This window comes from Propioniciclava tarda (assembly GCF_900182665.1).
GTDB lineage: Bacteria > Actinomycetota > Actinomycetes > Propionibacteriales > Propionibacteriaceae > Propioniciclava > Propioniciclava tarda.
Genome location: NZ_FXTL01000002.1, coordinates 18,748 through 39,567 on the forward strand (window position 1 = coordinate 18,748; position 20,820 = coordinate 39,567).

Sequence of the window (20,820 nt, forward strand, 5' to 3'; positions counted from 1 at the left end):
TGACCCGCATGGCCATTCCCTCCTTCGTCGACCGCGCGACCCTGCACGTCGCGGGCGGACACGGCGGGCACGGCTGCGCGTCGGTGCACCGCGAGAAGTTCAAGCCCCTCGGCGGTCCCGACGGTGGCAACGGCGGCAACGGCGGATCGGTGATCCTGCGGGTGGACGACAGCCTCACCACGCTGGTCGATTACCACCGCCAGTCGCGCCGCCGCGCTACCAACGGCCAGCCCGGCATGGGCGACTACCGCAACGGCGCCAACGGCGACGACATCGTCCTGGCCGTCCCGGACGGCACGATCGTGTCGGACGCCGACACCGGCGACATCCTCGCCGACCTGGTGGGCCCGGGCGCCGAGGTGACCGTGGCGGGCGGCGGACGCGGCGGGCTCGGCAACGCGGCCCTGGCGTCCAGCGCCCGCAAGGCCCCCGGATTTGCGCTGCTCGGCGAAGAGGGCGAAGCCCGCACGATCGCCCTCGAACTGAAGGTGCTGGCCGACATCGGCCTCGTGGGCTTCCCGTCCGCGGGCAAGTCCAGCCTGATCGCCGCGATCAGCCGGGCGCGGCCGAAGATCGCTGATTACCCGTTCACAACGCTGATCCCGAACCTGGGCGTCGTGGTGGCGGGGGAGACCACGTTCACCGTGGCCGACGTCCCCGGGCTGATCGAGGGGGCGTCCGAGGGGCGCGGACTCGGCTTCGACTTCCTGCGTCACATCGAGCGCTGCCTGGCGATCGCCCACGTCATCGACTGCGCGACCTACGAGCCCGGACGCGACCCGCTCACCGACCTCGACATCATCGAGGGCGAGCTGGCGGCCCACGGCGGCCTCGAGGACCGTCCGCGCCTCGTCGTGCTCAACAAGATCGACATCCCGGATGCCCGCGAGCTGGCCGACATCGTCAGGCCTGAGTTGGAGTCTCGCGGGCTGCGCGTCTTCGAGATCTCGACGAAGTCGGGCGAGGGCCTGCAGGGGCTGACCTTCGCCATGGCCGACCTGGTCGCGCGCCGCCGCGCCGAGGCCCCGCCGGCCGCACCCGCGCGCATCGTGATCCGTCCCGCGCCGGCCGGTGCGGGCCCGGAGTTCACGATCAAGCAGATGGGCGACGGCGAGGGCGGCTTCGTCTGGCGCGTCCGGGGCGACAAGCCCGAACGCTGGGTCCGGCAGACCGACTTCAACATCCCCGAGGCCGTCGGCTACTTGGCCGACCGGTTCACCCGGCTCGGCATCGAGGACGAGCTGCTGCGCCTCGGGGCGCGCGCGGGCGACGCCGTGGCGATCGGGGGCGGCGACAACCCGGTGGTGTTCGACTTCGCGCCGCAGATCCAATCGGGGGCCGAGATTCTGGCCCGTCGCGGCGAGGACCAGCGCCTGGAGCGCGAGCGTCCGGCTGCGGCCCGCCGCCGCGAGCTGGACGCCGAGTACCACGCCCGCAAGGCCGAGACCGAGGCCGAGCGGGCCGTGCGCATCGCGTCCTACGGGCTCGATCCCGAGACGATCGACAAGGGCTGGGACGACTAGATGCGGCGCACGCACATTGGCGATGCGCGTCGCGTTGTCGTCAAGATCGGGTCCTCGTCCCTGACCGGTCCGGGCGGACGCCTCGACGGGCGTCACCTGTTCGCCCTCGTGGACGCCATCGCGACGGCCGTCGAGAACGGACGCCAGGTGGTCCTCGTTTCGTCGGGGGCGATCGCGGCTGGGATGGGTCCGCTGAAGCTGAAGTCGCGTCCCCGAGACTTGGCTTCGCAGCAGGCGGCGGCGTCCGTTGGCCAGGGCGTCCTACTGGAGAAGTACTCGCAGCTGTTCGGCGCCCGGGGCATGACCGTCGGTCAGGTGCTGCTGACGGTCGACGACGTCACGCACAAGAACACCTACAGCAACGCGCTGCGCACGTTCACCCGCCTGCTCGAGTTGGGCGTGGTCACGATCGTCAACGAGAACGACACGGTCGCCACCCACGAGATCCGGTTCGGCGACAACGACCGGCTGGCGGCCCTGGTGGCGCACCTGGTGCAGGCCGACGCGCTGATTCTGCTCTCGGACGTCGACGCGCTCTACACCGCTCATCCCGCCTCCCCGGACGCGCGTCGCATCGAGCTGGTCGACGACCTCGACGCCCTCGACGTCGACACCTCCCGGGCCGGCTCGACCGTCGGCACCGGCGGCATGACGACCAAGGTCGAGGCCGCCCGGATTGCCACCGACAGTGGCATCCCGGTGCTGTTGGCGTCCGCGGACTCGGTCGGGGACGCCCTGGCCGGACGCGACGTCGGCACCCTGTTCCTGCCGACTGGACGCCGTCGCTCGCGTCGCCTGCTCTGGCTGGCCTACGCGTCCAAGGCGCGTGGCGAGCTCACCCTGGACGAGGGCGCCGTCGACGCGGTCACGCTGCGGCAGGCGTCGCTGCTGCCGGCCGGCATCACCGGAGCCAAGGGCGACTTCCACGCCGGGGACGCGGTCAAGCTCCTCGACGCAACCGGTCGCGTCATCGCGCGCGGCATCGTGAACTACGACGCGTCCGACCTGCCCCGGATCATGGGTCGGTCGACCCGCGAGCTGGCCTCCGAGTTGGGCGCCGAGTTCGAGCGCGAGGTCGTCCACCGCGACCAGTTGACGCTCAAGAAGCGGTCGTAGCGCCGGAGGCGTCCGGTCGTGGGCCGTACGATGCGCCCATGGAGAGCGACCTCACCTTCACCGATCAGGCACGCGCAGCCCAGGACGCCTCGCGCTCGCTCGCGACCGCCGGGCGCCGCCTCAAGGACCAGGCTCTGCACGCCATGGCCGACGCGCTGGCCGCGGCGGAGGCGTCGGTGCTGGCCGCGAACGCCGACGACGTCGCGGCCGGACGCGCTTCCGGCATGTCGGACGCCCTGATCGATCGTCTCGCCCTCACGCCGGCGCGGCTGGCGGGCATGGTGCAGGGGCTCCGCGACGTCGCCGCGCTGCCCGACCCGGTGGGCGACGTGCTGCGCGGCTGGACGAACCCCAACGGCGTCCAGGTGCGGCAGATCCGGGTGCCCTTCGGGGTGGTCGGCATCATCTACGAGGGGCGTCCGAACGTCACCGCGGACGCCGCCGGCATCTGCGTGAAGTCGGGCAACGCGGCCCTGCTGCGCGGGTCGTCGTCCGCCTTCAACTCGAACCGGGCCACGGTCGCAGCCCTGCAGGATGGCCTGGCGGCGGCAGGCCTGCCTCGCACGTGCGTCCAGTTGGTCGAGGGCGGACGCGAGGTCACGGCCGAGATGATGGCCGCCCGGGGACTCATCGACGTCCTCATCCCGCGCGGGGGAGCCGGCCTGATCAACGCGGTGGTCGAGGGCTCCAAGGTGCCCGTGATCGAGACCGGGACCGGCAACTGCCACGTCTTCGTGGACGCCACCGCCGACCTCGACGTCGCGCTCGACATCCTGCTCAACGCCAAGGTCCAGCGGCCCAGCGTGTGCAATGCCGCCGAGACGCTGCTCGTCCATCGGGCCGTCGCGGACGCCTTCCTGCCGCGCGCCATCGCCGCCCTCGGTGAGGCCGGCGTCACGGTCCACGGGACGCCTCAGGTCCGGGCCTTCTCGGACGCCGTCGTCCCTGCCGCCGACGACGAGTTCGACGCCGAGTACCTGTCGCTCGACCTGGCCGCCGCCGTGGTCGCCGACCTGGACGAGGCGCTGGACCACATCCGCCACCATTCGACCGGCCACTCCGAGACCATCGTCACGGCCTCGATCGCCAACGCCGACCGGTTCGTCGCCGAGGTGGACGCCGCAGCCGTCCTGGTGAACGCCTCCAGCCGGTTCGTCGACGGCGGCGAGTTCGGCTTCGGCGCCGAGATCGGCATCTCGACCCAAAAGCTGCACGCCCGCGGACCGATGGCGCTGCCCGAGATGACCTCGACGAAGTACGTGCTGACCGGGCAGGGGCAAACGCGGCCCTGAGGCGTCCGGCCTTGTCGGGGACCGTGAACACGCCCTCCACCGGCGCCGGGGTTGTCGCTATGCTCGCCCCCATGACGCTCCTGGAGTCCTCCTCGCACTTCGCGCCGATCAACATCGCGGTCGGCGTTGCGGTGTTCATCCTGCTCGTGGTCCTGATGCTGATCGTGCACGCCTTCGGCTCCAGCCGGCCGCACAGCTGATGACCCCCGCCCCTGATCCGGCCCGACTTGCGGCGAACGATCCGGGGCCGCTGGCGTCCAATGAACCTGGACGCCCCTGGCGCCTGGGCGTCATGGGCGGCACCTTCGACCCCATCCACCACGGCCACCTCGTGGCCGGCAGCGAAGTCGCTGCCAAGTTCGGGCTCGACGAGGTGGTGTTCGTCCCCACCGGAACCCCGTGGCAGAAGAAGAACCGTGTGGTCTCGCCGGCCGAGGACCGCTATCTGATGACCGTCATCGCCACGGCGTCCAACCCGAAGTTCACGGTCAGCCGGGTCGACATCGAGCGTCCGGGCGACACCTACACCGTCGACACTCTCAAGGACCTGCACGCCCAGCGGGGCACCGAGACCGATCTGTACTTCATCACCGGCGCGGACGCCCTCGCCTCGATCCTGACGTGGCACGGCGCGGACGAACTGTTCGAGCTGGCCCATTTCATCGGCTGTTCTCGCCCAGGCGTCCCGCTGGACGAGCGCGACATCTCGCATCTGCCAGCCGACAAGGTCACGCTCATGGAGGTGCCCGCGCTGGCGATCTCCTCGACCGACTGCCGCGAGCGCGTCGCGGAGGGGCTGCCCATCTGGTACCTCGTCCCGGACGGCATCGTGCAGCACATCAACAAGCGGGGCCTGTACCGTGGGGGGTCGTCCCCCGAACCGAAGGAACCGAATGCCGGCCACTGATCACGCCCTGAGCATCACCCGCATCGCCGCCCAGGCGGCCGCAGACAAGCTCGGGACGGACATCGTCGCGTACGACGTCTCCGAGAGGCTGGCGCTCACCGACGTCTTCCTCATCGTGACGGCGTCCAACGAGCGGCAGGTCAGTTCCGTTGTCGACGGTGTCGAGGAGGCGCTCTTCAAGGAAGGCGTCAAAGTCAAGCGCCGCGAGGGCGACCGCGAGGCGCGCTGGGTCCTGCTGGACTTCGGCGACCTCGTCCTGCACGCGCAGCACACCGACGAGCGCCACCTGTACTCCCTGGATCGTCTGTGGCGCGATTGCCCGGCGATCCCCTTGCAGCTGGACGTCGCCCCCGCGCGGGAGGCCGTGGGGGAGTGAGCACCCGGCTGGTGCTGGTGCGGCACGGCCGCACCGCGTGGAACCACGACGGACGCTTCCAGGGCCAGGCCGACATTCCGTTGGACGCCGTCGGCGCGGCCCAGGCCGCTGCTCTGGCCCCTCGGGTGGCGGCGCTCGGAGTAGGTGCCCTCTGGTCGTCGCCGCTGCTGCGGGCCAAGGCGACGGCGGATGCGCTGGCGTCTGAGATCGGGCTGTCGGTCGAGGTCGACGCCCGGCTGGCCGAGATCAACGTCGGCACGTGGGCCGGCATGCGCAAGGAGGACGCCGCGGCCGAGCTGCCGGGCTTCGACGAGCTGCTGCGGACCGGCCAGGACTTCAGGCGTTCGGCCACGGGGGAAACGGCCACCGAGGCCGGTGCGAGGGTGGCCGAGGCTCTGCGCGAGATCGCCCACCGGGGTGCGGGGCTGACCACGGCTGTCGTGGGTCATGGGCTGTCGCTGCGCATGGGCATCCTGCAGCTGCTCGGCATGGACATGCCGACGGGCACCGCGTTCACGGGCCTGTGGAACTGTTCCTGGAGCGTTATGGAGCTGCGCGATCGGTGGCGGATCTTGTCCTACAACAACGTCGTAGGCGAGCGTTCGTCCTAGCCAGCGGGCTTAAAGCCGCCGTCCACCTTCAACAGTTGGGCGTTGATCCAGCCGCCGGCGTCCGAGAGCAGGAAGCGGATGACGTTTGCGATGTCCTGCGGTGTGCCGAGGCGTCCGGGCGGGGTCAGCGCCGTCAGCTCGGCGGACCATTCCGGGGTCATCCAGCCCGTGTCGACGGGGCCGGGGTTGATGACGTTCGCCCGCAGTCCCCGCGGCCCGAGTTCGACTCCTGCCGCCTGGACGAGCCGATCCAGGGCCCCCTTGGACGCCCCGTAGGGCAGGTTGAACGCAGTGTGATCGCTGGTCAGGGCCACGACGCGCGCGACGGCGTCCGAGGTTGGCGTCTGGGGCAGGACGCGCGTCAGCTCCTTGATCAGCAGCCAGGACGCGCGCGCGTTGACGGCGAAGTGCCGATCCCAGGCCTCGACGGACGTGTCGAGGGTGTGGCTGTCGACACTTTCGCAGTGCGACAGCACCAGCGCACGCAGGTCGCCGCGGGCGTTTGCGGCGCCGATCAGGCGCGACGGCGTCCCTGGGTCGGACAAGTCGCCCGCGACCACGTCGGCGTGGACGCCGAACGAGCGGCACTCGACGGCGATGTCCTCCGGATCGGACGCCCCCTGGACCAGTCCCAGGCGGGCGTCGTACGGCGTCCAGTGGTTGAGGGCGACGTCCCAGCCGTCCTGGGCCAGGTCGACGGCGATGCCGGCGGCGATGCCGCGGCGGCGTCCGACGCCGGTGATCAGGACTGTGCCGCGCGACGACATCAGAACACCAGGGTGTTCGCCGCGATCTCGACCATGGCCTGGTAGGAGGTTTCGCGCTCGGCGGCGGTCATGTCCTGAGACGGGTCGAAGAGATGATCGGACGCCGTCAGGATCGCCAGCGCCTCGCCGCCCTCGGCCATGGCCGTCGCGTACAGGCCGGTCGCCTCCATCTCGACGCCCAGCGTGCCGAGCTTGATGAGGCCCTCGGTGGTCGCGGGCTTCACGAGGTAGAAGTGATCGCTGGAGTAGATCGGTCCGAAGTGGACCGGCACATCCTTGACCGCCTTGGCCGCATGGCCGGCGCCGTGCAGCAGCGAGAAGGACGGCGCGAGGGAGAGCGACGCGTCCGGAACGAACAGGTGGGGCAGTGACGAGTTCGTGTGGGCGGCGGTGGCGACGATGACGTCGCGGACGCGGACGTTCGGGCTCATGGCGCCACAGGTGCCGACCCGGATGATCCGCTTCACGCCGTAGAAGCGGTACAGCTCGGTCGCGTAGATGCAGACGCTCGGGATGCCCATGCCGGACGCCATGACGCTCATCGGGGTGCCGTTGTAGGTGCCGGTCCAGGCGCCGATGCCGCGGACCTCGGAGACGAGCTTGGGGTCGTCCAGGATGTCTTTGGCGATCCGCTCGGCGCGGCGCGGATCGCCGGGCATGAGGACGAGGGGGGCGATCTCTCCGACGTCGGCGGTGATGTGCGGCGTGGCCATGGGTGCTCCTGAGGTGCTGATCTGGAAGAGCTATTCCATCACACGCGCGGCGGTGGGCGGGGGGTCAGAGGGTCGCCGCCAGGTCGGTGGTGAGCTGGCCCAGTTCCTCGAACGTCACGTCGTTGCCGAGCGCGAGGACGGCGCGTCCGGGCTCGACCTTGACCACGCAGGCGATCATCGTCGGGCTCTGGCGGGCGCACCAGGCCTTGCTGTAGCGCTTGGCGTCCGGCCAGGCGGTCTCGAACTGGGCGTCCGACTTGTTGGACGGCATGACCGCGGCGCTCACAACGGCCTTGGGGGTCGACTCGCGGCTGTAGAACACCTGGATCGCGCCGTCGTCCTGGAGCCGTTCGCGATACGACACCCACTCGCCCAGGGTCTTGGGCAGCGGAGACGTGGGCTTCGGGGCCGGCGCAGGGGAGAGGTTCGGCAGGCTCGCCGTCGGGCTGCCGGGCGCCAGCGGTGCGAAGTAGGGGGCGACCAGTCCGGGGGTTTCGATCGCAGACGCCGTCGGCTGCGGTGCCGCCGGGGTGCAGCCGACGAGCAGCAGCGCGGACGCCGCGATGGCTGCTCGGGGGGCTCTCACGATGGCTCCTGACGACGGGGGATGGGCCAAGTATGGCCGATCCGTGCCGGTCGCAGCGGTGTCTCGGACGCCGCCACGGGGCGTCCGCTCGATTCGCGCGTCGGGAAAGTTGTGGCTAGTATTCGTAACCGTCCGCGAGGACGTGAGGGGCTATGGCGCAGTTGGTAGCGCGCTTCCATGGCATGGAAGAGGCCACGGGTTCGAATCCCGTTAGCTCCACTCATCGGAGACTCAGCTCTTGAGTCTCCTCCGATACAGCCACATCATCGCCACGTTCGGCGCCTCCGTGACAGTGCGATGCCACAGTCCGATGCGGACCAGGCTTGAGCGAGTTCTCGCTTTCCCACCATTGATGTGCACGACCGTCGCATTGACCTGGTCATCGACGGTCCTGCACCTGGACAAGGATGTCGAGATCATCGCCGCCATCACCGGCCAACCTGTCGTGCGGCTGGACGTCGACCGCTGAGTTGCTTCGCTTCTCCGCGGACGACAGCGCGCGCTGATTGCCCTCGCTAGGGTGCATTCACGAGCACGACTCATAGCTGAGGGGCGAGACGATGACGAATGTCCAACTGATCGCAGCATTGCCGAAAGCCGAACTTCACGTCCATGTCGAGGGCACGCTGGAGCCAGCACTGAAGTTCGACCTCGCTGCACGCAACGGCGTCCGACTGCCGTACGACTCGCCCCAGGCCGTACGGGACGCGTACAGCTTCACCGATCTCACGTCGTTCCTGGTCCAGTACTACGACGGCATGAACGTCCTGCTCACCGAGCCCGACTTCTACGACCTCGCCATGGCGTACTTCACCCGCGCGGCGTCCGACCATGTGCGCTGGGTCGAGCTGTTCTTCGATCCCCAGGCGCACACGTCGCGTGGTGTCCCGTTCGACATCGTCATCCGCGGCCTCCGCCGCGCCCAGTTGGACGCCGAGGCGACGCTCGGCGTCCGATCGGCCCTCATCATGTGCTTCCTGCGCGACTTCACCCCCGAATTCGCGATGGCGACCCTGCTGGAGTCGCTGCCCTACCGGCAGTGGATCCTGGGCGTCGGCCTCGATTCCGACGAGAGCGACAATCCGCCCGCCAAATTCGCGGCCGTCTTCGCCCGCGCGCGGCAGGAGGGCTACTTCCTCACCATGCACTGCGACGTCGACCAGGCCGACTCGATCGAGCACATTCGACAGGCTCTGCACGAGATCGGCGTCCAGCGCCTCGACCACGGGACCAACATCGTCGAGTCCCCGGACCTCGTGGCAGAAGTCGGACGCCGACGCATCGGCCTGACCTGTTGCCCGGTCTCCAACACGTGGGTCTCCGAGTCGTCCAAGTCGCACCTCATCAAGCAGCTCCTGGACGCCGGCGTGAAGGTCACGATCAACAGCGACGACCCCGCCTACTTCAATGGCTACCTCAACGCGAACCTCGAACTCGTCGACGCCGAACAGCACCTCACCCGGGCGGAGCTCACCCAGCTGGTCCGCAACGCGTTCGAGGTCTCGTGGGCGCCGACCAGCCTCCGCGACGAGTGGCTGGCCGAGGTCGACCGCATCGCGGCCGACCTCCGCTGACCGTCTTGCACGGTGGACTCAGCCGGTCAAGTCCGGTTGAATTCAGACGCCGCCCACGCGGCAGGTACCGATCACGGGCGCACGCGCCCTCAGCGGAAGGAACGCCGTGAGCCTCACGCTCGACGACTACGCAGGAATCCCCACCGGAGACATGCCGGGCGATAGCGTCCAGATCGGTCAATCCCACCTCGACAAGGCCGAACGCGTCTACCCGCGCCTGCGCGAACTGCTCGGGGACGCCTTCGCCGCGAACGGCCACCACCGAGCGATCGTCGCGGTCCACGGCGGTTCCGGAGTGGGCAAGTCGGAGATTGGATCGGTCCTGGGTGAGATGCTCCGCCGCGACGGCATCGGCGCCTACGTCATGTCGGGCGACAACTACCCGCGCCGCATCCCCGCGGCCAACGATGCCGAGCGGCTGCGCCGGTTCCGCACCGGAGGCGTCCAGGGGCTGGCGGCGTCCGGAGTGTTCGGCGACGAGGTTCGCGCGCAGTTGGCAGCGCTCCAGGCGGCCGATCAGGACGCTGACCCCGGGCAGGTCGCGGCCCACCCGTGGCTCCAGCACTACCAGGACGCGGGCCGCGGGGCGCTGGCCGCCTACCTCGGCACCACCAACGAGATCGACTTCGACGAGGTCAACGGCATCTTCACCGCCTTCAAAGACGGCGCCACGACCATCCCGCTGAAGCGCATGGGACGCACCGAGGGCGAGCTCTGGTACGACCCGGTCGACTTCACCGGCATCGACGTGCTCATCGTCGAGTGGACCCACGGCAACAACGACCTGCTCACGGGCGTCGACATCCCGATCCTGCTCAACTCGACCCCCGAGGAGACCCTCGCGCATCGCCGGTCCCGCGCCCGCGACGGTGCCACCGACAGCCCCTTCACGATGCTGGTCCTGGCCCTGGAACAGGCGAAGCTGCACGCGCAGGCGTCCAAGGCCAAGATCATCGTCTCGAAGTCGGGGGAACTGCTGACTTACCCCGAGTACCTGGCAAGCATGGGCGCCTCGAGCATGGGCGCAGGCCCGATGCTGAACGTCTACCCCGACAGCGTCGGCGGCGACGTGCCGGGCCTCCTCGCCCTGCTGAACGAGCCGGGAGTCTCGGACGCCTTCAGCTCGATCTACATGCTGCCGAGCATTTTCAACACCGACCTCGACCGCGGCTTTTCCGTGATCGATTACGACCTCAACGACCTCTACACGACGGACGCCGACCTGCAGGCCGTCGCCGACGCCGGCCTCGACTTCAAGTTCGACTTCATCCTCAACCACGCCTCGGTGCTGTCGCCCCAGTTCCAGGACCTGTTGGCGCGCGGTGAGGCGTCCGACTACAAGGACTTCTTCATCGACTGGAACGCGTTCTGGGCCGGCCACGGCACGATGACCGAGGGCGGCTACGTCCAGCCGGACGCCGACCTCATCAAGGACATGTTCTTCCGCAAGCCCGGGCTGCCGATCCTGATGGTGCGCTTCCCGGACGGCTCCGAACGGCCCTACTGGAACACCTTCTACCAGGAGGTCCGCTACCCGCGCCCCGACGCCCAGGACCTGATGGCCGCCACCGGACTGCAGTACGCCTCGGCCGACGCGCTGGCGTCCAGCATCAACACCCAACTGGACGCCGGACGCGCGGCGTCCGATCTGGATCTGGGTCGCTTCGACGCCCACCGCGACGCCGTCGTCGAGTACCTCGACAGTCGTCGCACGTACCTGGGTCAGATGGACCTCAACATCAAGTCCCAGCAGGTGTGGGACTTCTACGCCGACACCCTCGCCAAGCTTGCCGGCTACGGGGCACGCATCGTGCGCCTGGACGCCTTCGCGTACGCCCCCAAGGAGCCGGGGGAGAAGAACTTCCTCAACGACCCCGGCACCTGGGACACCCTCGACCGCGTGAAGTCGCTGGCCGACCGTCACGGCGTCGTGCTGCTGCCCGAGATCCACTCGACGTACGCCGACAAGATCCACGAGGTGATCTCCGCCAAGGGCTTCATGACCTACGACTTCTTCCTGCCCGGGCTGCTGATCCACGCCTTCGAGACCCAGGACGCCTCCAAGCTCAAGGGCTGGATCGGCGACCTGGTCACCAAGAAGATCCGGACGGTCAACATGCTCGGCTGCCACGACGGCATCCCGCTGCTCGACCTCAAGGGACTCCTCACCGACGGCGAGATCGACTCGGTCATCGCCACGGTCAAGGGTCGGGGCGGCTACGTCAAAGACCTGCACGGCGAGAAGAAGATGTACTACCAGGTCAACGCGACGTACTTCTCGGCGCTGGGGGCGTCCGAGCAGGCGCTGCTGCTCGCCCGCGCGATCCAACTGTTCATGCCCGGCAAGCCGCAGGTCTGGTACCTGGACCTCTTCGCCGGCGAGAACAACCTGGCGGCCGTCGAGAAGGCCGGATCGGGCGGCCACAAGGAGATCAACCGGACGAACCTCACGGCGTCCGACATCGCGGACGGGCTGGCGAAGCCGGTCGTCCAGCGACAGTTGGAGCTGCTGCGCTTCCGCAACAGCTGCCCCGCCTTCGGCTTCGACGCCAGCTGCGTCGTCGCCGAGACGCCGGCGTCCGAACTCAGCGTCACCTGGACGAACCACGGCCACGTGGCTCAGTTGGACGCCGACCTCGCGTCCGGCACGTTCGTCATCAAGGCGACGGACGCCGACGGCGCGGTCACCTTCGAGGCGCGTTCATGATCCGCACCTTGACGCTGGAGCCGATGTCGGCGTCCAACTCGGCCTTCTGGGTCGACGAGGCGGACGTGCTCGCCCTGGGCGGCGGGCGGCGTCCCAAGGTGGTCGTGACCGTCGAGGGCGTGACCTGGCGCACCTCGATCGCGCCGATGGGCGGCCACTTCTGTCTGGGCCTGACCAAGGCGCAGTACGCGCAGACGGGCGTCCAGGCGGGTCAGAGCTACGAGATCGAGTTCGTCCTCGACACCGAAGAGCGGATGGTCGAGATCCCCGAGGACCTCGAGGCGGTCCTGTCCGGGGACGCCGACCTGCGGGCCGCGTGGGATCGCCTGTCCTACACCCACCGCAAGGAGCACGCGCTGGGCGTCCGCTGAGAGCCAAGGCGGTCGAGTGGCGCGCCTCATCGCGCGCGCGAGCCCAGTGTGCGACACTGCGTCGCCAAGAGATCCATCTGCGGTGCCGTTCAGGGAGACCCATGCCTAAGATTTCCGCCCCGACGGTGAGGGAACACCGCCAGATCGTGCTGGCCCGCCTGATCGATGCCGCCGAGGGCATCCTGCGCACCCAGGGCGTCGCCGAACTGACCGCTGGGGCGGTGACGGCCGAGGCGGGGATCGCCCGGAACAGCATCTACCGGTACGTCGACTCGATCGGCGACCTGCGCGGGCTCGTCCTGGCGCGCTACCTGCCGCGCTGGATGAGGGCCGTGGACGAGCGTCTCGCTCGGATCGACGACCCGCGAGAGCGTGTCCTGGAGTGGGTCCGGGCCAACCTCGAGCAGGCGTCCGTCAACGGCCACGGCTGGCTGATGGCGGTCGCTCGGTCGACCCGGCTGGAGCAGGGGCTTCGCTCCGACCTCGACCAGGCGCACCAAACCCAAGACTTTCTCAAGTCGGGCCTGTCGGCGCTCGGGCTGGCCGACATGCCCATCCGTACCGAACTCATCCGGTCCGTGGTGGACGCCGGCTTCCGCTCGCTGGACGCCGGGCACCAGCTGGACGACGTCACGCACTGGGCCTTGGTGGCCGTGGAAGCCATCATCGAGGCGTCCGAGGTGCGCGGCGACCGACCGCAGAGCTGACGCGTCGGCGTCCGACCACCAGAACGCAGACCGGCCCCTCCCGCGAGCGGGAGGGGCCGGTCTGCGTCGGGGGGACTAGCCGGTGACGGCGTGCTTGACGGCGCGCGCACCCTCGGACACCGGGGCATCCGGGGAGACGAAGCCGTCCTGGTCACCGGTGACGTACCGGTAGGTGAAGCCGGCGATCGCGGCGCCCACGATCGGGGCGACGGTGAACAGCCAGACCTGGCTCAGGGGGGCGGCGCCGGCGAACCAGGCGACACCCAGCGAACGGGCCGGGTTGACCGAGGTGTTGTCGACCGGGATCGAGATCAGGTGGATCAGGGTCAGCGTGAGGCCGATCGCCAACGGGGCGAAGCCCTTGGGCGCCTTCGACGACGTCGTGCCCAGGATGACCCAGACGAAGACGGCGGTGAGGACGATCTCGGTGATGAGAACGGCCAGCATCGAGTAGCCGTTGGGGGACAGGTTGTCGTAACCGTTGGTCGCGAAGCCGGACTTCACGGCGTTGAAGCCGCCGCGTCCCGAGGCGATGACGAACAGCACGGCGCCGGCGACGGTGGCGCCGACGATCTGAGCGGCGATGTACAGCGGGACCGCGACGGTCTCGATGCGCTTGCCGACCCACAGGCCCACGGTGACGGCCGGGTTGAAGTGGCCGCCGGACAGGTGACCCAGCGCGTAGGCGCCCGTGACGACGGTCAGGCCGAAGGCCAGCGCGACGCCGAGGAAGCCGATCCCGGCCTGGAAGCCGGACTTGGTGACGTAGGTCGCCGCCAGGACTGCGGAGCCGCAGCCACCGAAGGTGAGCCAGAAAGTGCCGAGGAACTCGGCCCAGAGGCGCTTGGACATGGGGACGTTCATGGTTACTCCGTTGATTGGGCAGAGCTGCGGGTGGATACGCGATCGCCGATGGTGACGCAGCCCTTCTGGTCAACAACACTAAAGGCTTTCGCCTCCCGGATGAAACGGCGCGCGGCATCGGGGTTTTCCCTAGTCCGGACGGAACGGCCGTGCAGCCGCGGGTCGAACGGCTACTGTGGGCCGCGCATCGTTCCCCCAAGCCACCCGCCCGCCCGAAGAGAAACGGCCCCTCTTGCATCCGCACGGACCAGGAAACATCCCGCTGGCCATCGTCGTCATGGTCTTTGCGTCGCTGTTCTTCGCCACGGGCGCGACCCTGCAGCACACCGTCATCGGCCGGATGATCGACCACACCGCCGAGAACAAGACCATGGGACGCCGCCAGCTGATCGCGATGGTGACGAACCCCAAGTGGCTCGGGGCGCTGCTCGTCGTCATCTGCGGCTTCACGCTGCACGTCACGGCGATCACCATGGCGCCGGTCACGGTGATTCAGCCCTTGGGCATCCTCGCCGTGCCGTGGTCGATCCTGATGGCGTCCAAGATCCACGGCCACAAGATCTCGCCCAAGATGTGGCTGGCGGTGCTGATCACGCTCGCCGGCATCGTGATGTTCACCTCGACGGCCGCCGCGAACGCCGCCCCCGACCACAACACGCACCCGGAGGCCGTGCTGCGTGGCTCCCTGGTGGTTTACGCGCTGGGCTGCTTTTTCGCCGTCCTGGCGGTCAAGGGTCGCTCAGCCCTGTGGCGGTCGCTGTGGTGGGCGACGGGCGGGTCCTTCTTGTTCGGGCTCTCGTCGGCGCAGATCAAGGCCATCAGCGTCATGATGCGCAACGGCCAAGGGTTCGTCGGCTCGACGTGGTTCTACGTGATGATGGTGATCTTCGCGCTCACCCTGGCCACGGGCGGGATCATGATCCAGCAGGGCTACGCCTGCGGGCCTGCCGAGGTGGTCGTGGGGTCGATGGACACCACCGACCCGATCGTCGGCGTCACGTTCGGCCTGATCCTGCTCGGCGAAGGCGTGAACATCGATGCGCTGGAGGCGTCCTTCATGGCGGTTGCGGCGATCATCGCGGTGTCCGGCGTGGTCATCCTCCTGCGCAACCACCCGAACGCCACGAACACGCACGCGCCGCGCGCGGCAGTGCTAGGCGGTGATCGGCAGGGCTGAAATGGCCCGGCCACCGCGCGTCGTCAAGAACAACGTCGACTCTGCGTGCGGTAACGCCAAGAAGATGTAGCCGTCGGCCACCTGGCCGTTGGTGATCGAGCCCGTCGTCAGCTCGGGCTGGCGTCCGCCCCGAGTCGGCCGGATGGCATCGGACGCCCCCTTCGCGTAGGCCTGGAAGCCGTAGGTCACGGTACCGCTCGAGGCGTACACGCGGATATGGACGCTCACTCCCTGGTCCGTCCACTCGCGGTCCACGACCTCCCAGCGTCCGGTGGACGTGGTGTCGCCGGGCATCGTGAACGGCATCCCCGGAAGGGCCGAGGTGGACGTACCGGACGTCGGGGTGGGCGCCGGCGTCGGTTTGTCGCCACGGAGGAACACGCCCGCGAACAGCACGGCCACCAAGATGAGCCCGACCGCGACCGCCACGATGACGGACGTCTTGACGCGCGGTGCGGCGTAGGCGTTGATGTCGGCGCGCGTGGACGGAGGCTGGGGGGCGCCCGGGGGCGTCCAGGGGGCGCCGGGCTGTGAGGGCAGAGGGTACTGAGGCGAGGGCGGCTGCCACGACGCGTACGGGCCCAGTGGCACCGGGGGCTGAGCCGGGTCACTCGGTGGCTGCGAGAACGGTGGGCGAGGGTCGCTCATGGTGGCTCCAGGGTACCGGCGGGTTCCCGTTCGCCGAACCGTCCGAAATCGACCTGTGGATGATGACGGATTTGGCCGGTTCGCGCCTCTATTGAAGGGCATGAGCAACAAACGTCAACGAGGGACGCCGACCGTGCGCGTCCGCGGCCTGTCCGACCTGATCCACCTCGTGCCCAGCATGCTGGGCTTCCACCCCGAAGAGTCCTTGGTGGTGGTGTGCCTAGACGAAGGCCGGGTGGCGGTGACCGCCCGGGCGGACTTGGCGCGCCTGACCTGCGCCGATGACATCGACGACTGCTTCGGCGCGCTGTGGGATCGCTACCCGAGCTGCGCCTGCGTCGTGATCGCCTTCTCGACGGACGCCGAGGCGGCGTGGTCCGTGGTGGAGGACTTCATCGGCGAGCTGCCGGCCGACGTGTGGGTGGACGCCGCCCACGTCGACGGGCACGCGTGGTTCGACGCGCCGTTCGGGGTCGCTCATCGCTACGACCCACCTAGCAGCGCCGTCGCCGCCGAGGCCGCCTACTGGGGGGTGAACGTCCTGCCCGACCGTGGGTCACTCGCAGCCACGCTCCAGCCGGTGATCAGCCGACCCGAGATGGATCAGGCCCTGGCCCGCGTGATCGCGATTGAGCCGACCACGACCGTGGCGTCCGCGCTGGACGTGTTGGCGTCGCTGTCGGCGAGCCCGCGTCCACCGTCTGCCCACGAGGCGTCCATGCTCGCCGTGGCTGCCTTCAGCCCGGCCTTCGCCGACGTCGTGGTCGGCGACATCGAACACCGGACGGCGGGAGGGGTGCGAGCCCTGTGGACCGACGTCGTGCGCCGAGTGCCGCCCTTCGCGGGCGGAATGGCTGCCGTCTTCGTCGGGATGGCCGCCTGGGTCTCGGGTGACGGCGCCCTGGTGAACGTCTGCCTGGAACGGGCCGTGGACTCCGCCGGGGGGAACCAGTGGTTCCGGTTCTTGGAGATCGCCGCGCGAGTGGCGCTGCCGCCGAGCCAGTGGGGCGAGGTCCGGACGGAACTGGTGCGTGGGCGGGCTGCCTGAGGGGTCGTCCGCGCACTGCAGGGTCTGCGGCATGGTTTAGAGTTCTCCCGTGGCTTGCTTCGAACACACTGCGCGACTTCTTCGCTAGCCGCGTCACGGCACGGTGACGCGGCGCCCCTTCACGCCTGTCGGCGGGCGAGGGGCTTTTTCATGTCAGGGCACGAAGCAACCGAACAAACCAAGGAGATACGCATGGAGAGCGTCCGACCCACCTACGATGCCGCGGCGGCCCAGGTGCGCTGGCAGCGGTTCTGGGAAGAGAACGGCACGTTCGTCGCGTCCGACACCGGGGACGCCGAGCGTCGCTACGTGCTCGACATGTTCCCGTACCCCTCCGGCGACCTCCACATGGGGCACGCGGAGGCGTTCGTCATGGGGGACGTGGTTTCGCGCTACTGGATGCTGCGCGGGTTCGACGTCATGCATCCGATCGGCTGGGACAGCTTCGGACTCCCCGCCGAGAACGCCGCGATCAAGCGGGACGCCCACCCCGCCGAGTGGACGTACGCCAACATCGAGACCCAGGCGCACTCGTTCAAGCGCTACGGCCTGAGCTTCGACTGGACGCGTCGCCTGCACACGTCCGACCCCGAGTACTACCGCTGGACGCAGTGGCTGTTCCTGCAGTTCTACTCGCGCGGGCTGGCGTACCGGAAGGACTCCTACGTCAACTGGTGCCCGAACGATCAGACGGTGCTGGCCAACGAGCAGGTCGTCCAGGGGGAGTGCGAGCGCTGCGGTGCCGTTGTGACCAAGCGCAAGCTGAACCAGTGGTACTTCAAGATCACCGACTACGCCCAACGGCTGCTGGACGACATGAAGGCGCTGGAGGGCAAGTGGCCCGACCGCGTCCTGGCGATGCAGCGCAACTGGATCGGCCGCTCCGAGGGCGCCTACGTCGACTTCCGGATCGAGGGCCGCGACGAGCCGGTGACGGTGTTCACGACGCGTCCGGACACCCTGTACGGGGCGACGTTCTTCGTGGTGGCGCCGGAGGCGGCGCTGGCCGAGGAGATCGTCACCGCTGAGCACCGCGCCGAGTTCGAGGCCTACGCGGAGAAGACCAAGCGGGCGTCCGAGATCGAGCGCCAGTCGACCGAGCGCCCGAAGACGGGCGTCTTCCTGGGCGTCCACGTCATCAACCCCGTGAACGGCGAGAAGCTGCCGGTCTACGCCGCCGACTATGTGCTGGCCGACTACGGGACGGGCGCCGTGATGGGCATGCCCGGCCACGACCAGCGCGACCTGGACTTCGCCCGCGCCTTCGGCCTGCCGGTCCGGATCGTCCTGGACAGCGGTGAGCCGCATCCGGCCGAGTCGGGGATCGCGACCAAGGGCGACGGCGTGTACGTCAACGCCGGACCTCTGACGGGCCTGACCGACGTCAAGTCGGCCGTGGCGCGCACCAACGAGGTGCTGGAAGCCGCCGGAACGGGCCGTGCCGCGGTCACGTTCCGCCTGCGTGACTGGCTGCTGTCCCGCCAGCGGTTCTGGGGCTGCCCGATCCCGATCATTCACTGCGCTGCCTGCGGCGAGGTCCCGGTTCCGGAGAGCCAGTTGCCGGTGACGCTGCCCACTGACCTGCGCGGCCATGACCTGGCGCCCAAGGGCGCGTCCCCGCTGGCCGGGCCTGCGGCGTCCGCCTGGCGCGAGGTCGCGTGCCCGACGTGCGGTGGTCCTGCGCAGCGCGACACCGACACGATGGACACCTTCGTGGACTCGTCCTGGTACTTCTTCCGCTACTGCTCGCCCACGGACGACACCCAGGCGTTCGACCTGGACGCCGTGAAGCGTTGGATGCCCGTCGACCAGTACGTGGGCGGCGTTGAGCACGCGATCCTGCACCTGCTGTACAGCCGCTTCTTCACCAAGGTGCTGCACGACATGGGGGCCATCGACTTCGTCGAGCCCTTCACGCGGTTGCTGAACCAGGGTCAGGTCATCAACCAGGGCAAAGCCATGAGCAAGTCGCTCGGCAACGGCGTCGACCTGGGCGCCCAGATCGACCAGTTCGGGGTCGATACGATCCGGACGACGATCGTCTTCGCCGGCCCGCCGGAGGACGACATCGACTGGGCGGACATGTCGCCCGGCTCGACGGCCAAGTTCCTGCAGCGCGCCTACCGGCTCGCCTGCGATGTCGCGTCCGGTGTCGACGCGGACGCCTCCGCCGGCGACGTGGAGCTGCGACGCACCACGCACCGAGCGATCGCCGACATCACCGAGGCCCTCGACACGCGACGCTTCAACGTCGTCGTGGCCCGGATCATGGAGCTGGTCAACGCTTCCCGCAAGGCGATCGACTCGGGCTGCGGGGCGTCCGACCCGGCCGTCCGCGAGGCGGTGGAGTTCGTCACCCAGGCCCTGTCAGTCGTCGCCCCCTACGTCGCCGAGGAGATGTGGGAGGTCCTCGGTCACCAGCCGTCCGTCGCCCGTTCCTCCTGGCCGGACGCCGACCCGGCGCTCCTGGTCCAGGACACGGTCACGATGGTCGTCCAGGTGCAGGGCAAGGTCCGGGCGAAGATCGAGGTCCCGTCCGATCTGAGCGAGGCGGACGCCGAACGGCTCGCGCTGGCGGATGCCGGCGTCCAGCGTGCCCTGGACGGACGGGCGGTGGCCAAGGTCATCGTGCGGCTGCCCAAGATGGTGTCGATCGTCCCTCAGGGCTAGGACTCCTCAAAGCGGCGTCGGTTGGCTGGCGTTGCCGAGGCAGCTGCAATCGCTGCGACAAGGTCAGACGTCGATGGTCAGGCTTTCTCTCGGGCGTCAGGGCACGGCCAGTTGGGCGACCAGGCCGAGGTGATCGGTCCCGTCGATCTGGAACGTCCTGATCGCGGTCGCCTGTAGGCGGCTGCCCACGAGCACGTGGTCGATGGCGATGACGGGCGGTAGCGCCCCGTGCGAGGGATAGGTCGGCAGCCACCCGACCCCCGTCGCCTCAGCCGCGTCTTTGAAGCCGAGCTCACGGACCCTGCGCAGGGGCGCGTGATCCAGGGTGGCTGCGAAGTCGCCCGCCAGCACCACCGGCTCGGACGCGTAGCGTTGCGCGGCGTCGGCGAGCAGGCGTTGGTCTGACCGCCAGGTCTCGAACTCGTGCAGCGGGTTCCTGGGGCGTGCGGTGATGAACACGACGTCACCGCCTGCGTTGGAGATCCTGACGACGTACTGGTCGTTGAGGGTTGGCAACTGCTCGACGAGGGCGAGCGGCCGCCGCGACAGCACCATCGTCCCGTGGTCGCTCTCGTAGCCCATCGTGGTGTAGCCGAGCGGCGCGGTGCCGATGCGCTCGCGGAAGTCCGCCAGGGCGCCTCCCTTCTCCAGCGCGGTGAGGAGCGGTTCCTGGACCTCAAGCAGCATGACGACGTCCGGCCGCTCCGCGGCCAGTTGGGACGCCAGCGCGTCGGGGTCCGCTTTGCCGAAGTTCGTGTTCAGGACCAGCAGGGTGAGCGAGGCGATCCCTCCGGTCGACATGGGACGTGGCCAGGGCGGATGCGCCAGGGCTGCCTGCAGGAGGGCCGCAGCCAAGCAGAGGCTGCAGAGCAACCGCGCGAGGCGTCCGCGGGCGCTCGCCGCGGCCACGACGGCAGCGAGGCACCACACGAGGATGCCGAAGGGGACGAACGCTGCCAGCAGCGTGGCCAGGCGGTGCCGTTCTTGGAGCTCTGGTGCGGCGCTGAGCGCCAGCAGGGTGCCACCGAGCAGCACGAGGGGGAGCGCCGCCGCCCAGCCCAGCAGACGCCACACCCTCGCTCTGGTCACGCGGCCACGATGCCAGAGTTCGCCCTGGGTCGACTCGGCGCCGCTGAGTTGTCCACAGATTTCGCCCGTCTGCA

Annotated in this window: 21 protein-coding genes and 1 tRNA gene; 16 read left to right on the forward strand and 6 right to left on the reverse strand. The window is 69.2% G+C overall.

Features of this window, described 5'->3' with window-relative positions:
- Positions 1-8 precede the first annotated feature (8 nt).
- The 7 genes from obgE to FN821_RS02060 all read left to right on the forward strand — a co-directional run bounded on the left by obgE (position 9) and on the right by FN821_RS02060 (position 5,825).
- Entirely contained in the window at positions 9-1,523 is a 1,515-nt protein-coding gene (gene obgE / locus FN821_RS02035) for a GTPase ObgE (protein ID WP_131170898.1), read from the forward strand.
- Positions 1,524-2,639, forward strand: coding sequence for a glutamate 5-kinase (gene proB, locus FN821_RS02040; RefSeq protein WP_131170899.1), 1,116 nt, complete (start codon positions 1,524-1,526; stop codon positions 2,637-2,639).
- Positions 2,640-2,677: 38 nt separating this feature from the next.
- The gene (locus tag FN821_RS02045) at positions 2,678-3,931 is read left to right on the forward strand and encodes a glutamate-5-semialdehyde dehydrogenase (RefSeq protein ID WP_131170900.1); all 1,254 of its coding nucleotides are present in this window, start codon (positions 2,678-2,680) and stop codon (positions 3,929-3,931) included.
- Between the two features lie 71 nt (positions 3,932-4,002).
- Positions 4,003-4,131: a hypothetical protein gene (locus FN821_RS14850; RefSeq protein WP_277751003.1), complete on the forward strand. Its 129-nt coding sequence runs from the start codon at positions 4,003-4,005 to the stop codon at positions 4,129-4,131.
- Positions 4,131-4,838 carry a nicotinate-nucleotide adenylyltransferase gene (nadD, locus tag FN821_RS02050; RefSeq protein WP_131170901.1) on the forward strand — a complete coding sequence of 236 codons (708 nt, stop codon included), beginning with the start codon at positions 4,131-4,133 and terminating at the stop codon, positions 4,836-4,838. Before FN821_RS14850 ends, nadD begins: the two co-directional genes overlap by 1 nt.
- The gene (rsfS, locus tag FN821_RS02055; RefSeq protein ID WP_131170902.1) at positions 4,825-5,214 is read left to right on the forward strand and encodes a ribosome silencing factor; all 390 of its coding nucleotides are present in this window, start codon (positions 4,825-4,827) and stop codon (positions 5,212-5,214) included. The genes nadD and rsfS overlap by 14 nt, the downstream gene beginning before the upstream one ends.
- A complete protein-coding gene (locus tag FN821_RS02060) occupies positions 5,211-5,825 on the forward strand; it encodes a histidine phosphatase family protein (protein ID WP_165489199.1) in 615 nt (204 codons plus the stop codon). Before rsfS ends, FN821_RS02060 begins: the two co-directional genes overlap by 4 nt.
- Here the strand turns inward: FN821_RS02060 and FN821_RS02065 are convergent.
- The 3 genes from FN821_RS02065 to FN821_RS02075 all read right to left on the reverse strand — a co-directional run bounded on the left by FN821_RS02065 (position 5,822) and on the right by FN821_RS02075 (position 7,891).
- Positions 5,822-6,592 carry an SDR family oxidoreductase gene (locus tag FN821_RS02065; RefSeq protein WP_131170904.1) on the reverse strand — a complete coding sequence of 257 codons (771 nt, stop codon included), beginning with the start codon at positions 6,590-6,592 and terminating at the stop codon, positions 5,822-5,824. The genes FN821_RS02060 and FN821_RS02065 overlap by 4 nt on opposite strands.
- Complete coding sequence (gene deoD / locus FN821_RS02070) at positions 6,592-7,305, reverse strand: purine-nucleoside phosphorylase (RefSeq protein ID WP_131170905.1); 714 nt, start codon at positions 7,303-7,305, stop codon at positions 6,592-6,594. The genes FN821_RS02065 and deoD overlap by 1 nt, the downstream gene beginning before the upstream one ends.
- 64 nt (positions 7,306-7,369) lie before the next feature.
- Complete coding sequence (locus FN821_RS02075) at positions 7,370-7,891, reverse strand: hypothetical protein (protein ID WP_131170906.1); 522 nt, start codon at positions 7,889-7,891, stop codon at positions 7,370-7,372.
- A gap of 146 nt (positions 7,892-8,037) precedes the next feature.
- Between FN821_RS02075 and FN821_RS02080 the strand changes: the two genes are divergently transcribed.
- The 6 genes from FN821_RS02080 (at position 8,038) to FN821_RS02105 (ending at position 13,250) form a co-directional block, all read left to right on the forward strand.
- Positions 8,038-8,110, forward strand: a tRNA-Ala gene (locus tag FN821_RS02080).
- Between the two features lie 133 nt (positions 8,111-8,243).
- Entirely contained in the window at positions 8,244-8,360 is a 117-nt protein-coding gene (locus FN821_RS14855; RefSeq protein WP_142640435.1) for a PIN domain nuclease, read from the forward strand.
- Positions 8,361-8,451: 91 nt separating this feature from the next.
- Positions 8,452-9,465, forward strand: coding sequence for an adenosine deaminase (gene add / locus FN821_RS02090; protein ID WP_131170907.1), 1,014 nt, complete (start codon positions 8,452-8,454; stop codon positions 9,463-9,465).
- Between the two features lie 106 nt (positions 9,466-9,571).
- A complete protein-coding gene (locus tag FN821_RS02095) occupies positions 9,572-12,172 on the forward strand; it encodes a sucrose phosphorylase (protein ID WP_241660053.1) in 2,601 nt (866 codons plus the stop codon).
- Positions 12,169-12,543, forward strand: coding sequence for a YdeI/OmpD-associated family protein (locus FN821_RS02100; RefSeq protein ID WP_131170908.1), 375 nt, complete (start codon positions 12,169-12,171; stop codon positions 12,541-12,543). The genes FN821_RS02095 and FN821_RS02100 overlap by 4 nt, the downstream gene beginning before the upstream one ends.
- Before the next feature lie 101 nt (positions 12,544-12,644).
- Positions 12,645-13,250, forward strand: a complete 606-nt coding sequence (locus FN821_RS02105) for a TetR/AcrR family transcriptional regulator (protein ID WP_131170909.1) — start codon at positions 12,645-12,647, stop codon at positions 13,248-13,250.
- A gap of 75 nt (positions 13,251-13,325) precedes the next feature.
- On the opposite strand, the gene aqpZ is transcribed toward FN821_RS02105, so the two are convergent.
- Positions 13,326-14,114, reverse strand: coding sequence for an aquaporin Z (gene aqpZ, locus FN821_RS02110; RefSeq protein ID WP_206661961.1), 789 nt, complete (start codon positions 14,112-14,114; stop codon positions 13,326-13,328).
- 277 nt (positions 14,115-14,391) lie between these two features.
- On the opposite strand from aqpZ, the gene FN821_RS02115 reads away from it, so the two are divergent.
- Positions 14,392-15,291, forward strand: a complete 900-nt coding sequence (locus FN821_RS02115; protein WP_131170910.1) for a DMT family protein — start codon at positions 14,392-14,394, stop codon at positions 15,289-15,291.
- On the opposite strand, the gene FN821_RS02120 is transcribed toward FN821_RS02115, so the two are convergent.
- Positions 15,268-15,939, reverse strand: coding sequence for a hypothetical protein (locus FN821_RS02120; RefSeq protein ID WP_131170911.1), 672 nt, complete (start codon positions 15,937-15,939; stop codon positions 15,268-15,270). The genes FN821_RS02115 and FN821_RS02120 overlap by 24 nt on opposite strands.
- A gap of 100 nt (positions 15,940-16,039) precedes the next feature.
- On the opposite strand from FN821_RS02120, the gene FN821_RS02125 reads away from it, so the two are divergent.
- Both FN821_RS02125 and leuS read left to right on the forward strand, forming a co-directional pair.
- Positions 16,040-16,987 (forward strand): DUF4192 domain-containing protein, encoded by a 948-nt coding sequence (locus tag FN821_RS02125; RefSeq protein WP_165489200.1) that lies wholly within the window; start codon positions 16,040-16,042, stop codon positions 16,985-16,987.
- A 192-nt stretch (positions 16,988-17,179) separates the two neighbouring features.
- Complete coding sequence (gene leuS / locus FN821_RS02130) at positions 17,180-19,657, forward strand: leucine--tRNA ligase (RefSeq protein WP_131170913.1); 2,478 nt, start codon at positions 17,180-17,182, stop codon at positions 19,655-19,657.
- 96 nt (positions 19,658-19,753) lie between these two features.
- Here leuS and FN821_RS02135 read toward each other — a convergent pair whose 3' ends face one another.
- Positions 19,754-20,746 (reverse strand): endonuclease/exonuclease/phosphatase family protein, encoded by a 993-nt coding sequence (locus FN821_RS02135; protein WP_131170914.1) that lies wholly within the window; start codon positions 20,744-20,746, stop codon positions 19,754-19,756.
- Positions 20,747-20,820 lie beyond the last annotated feature (74 nt).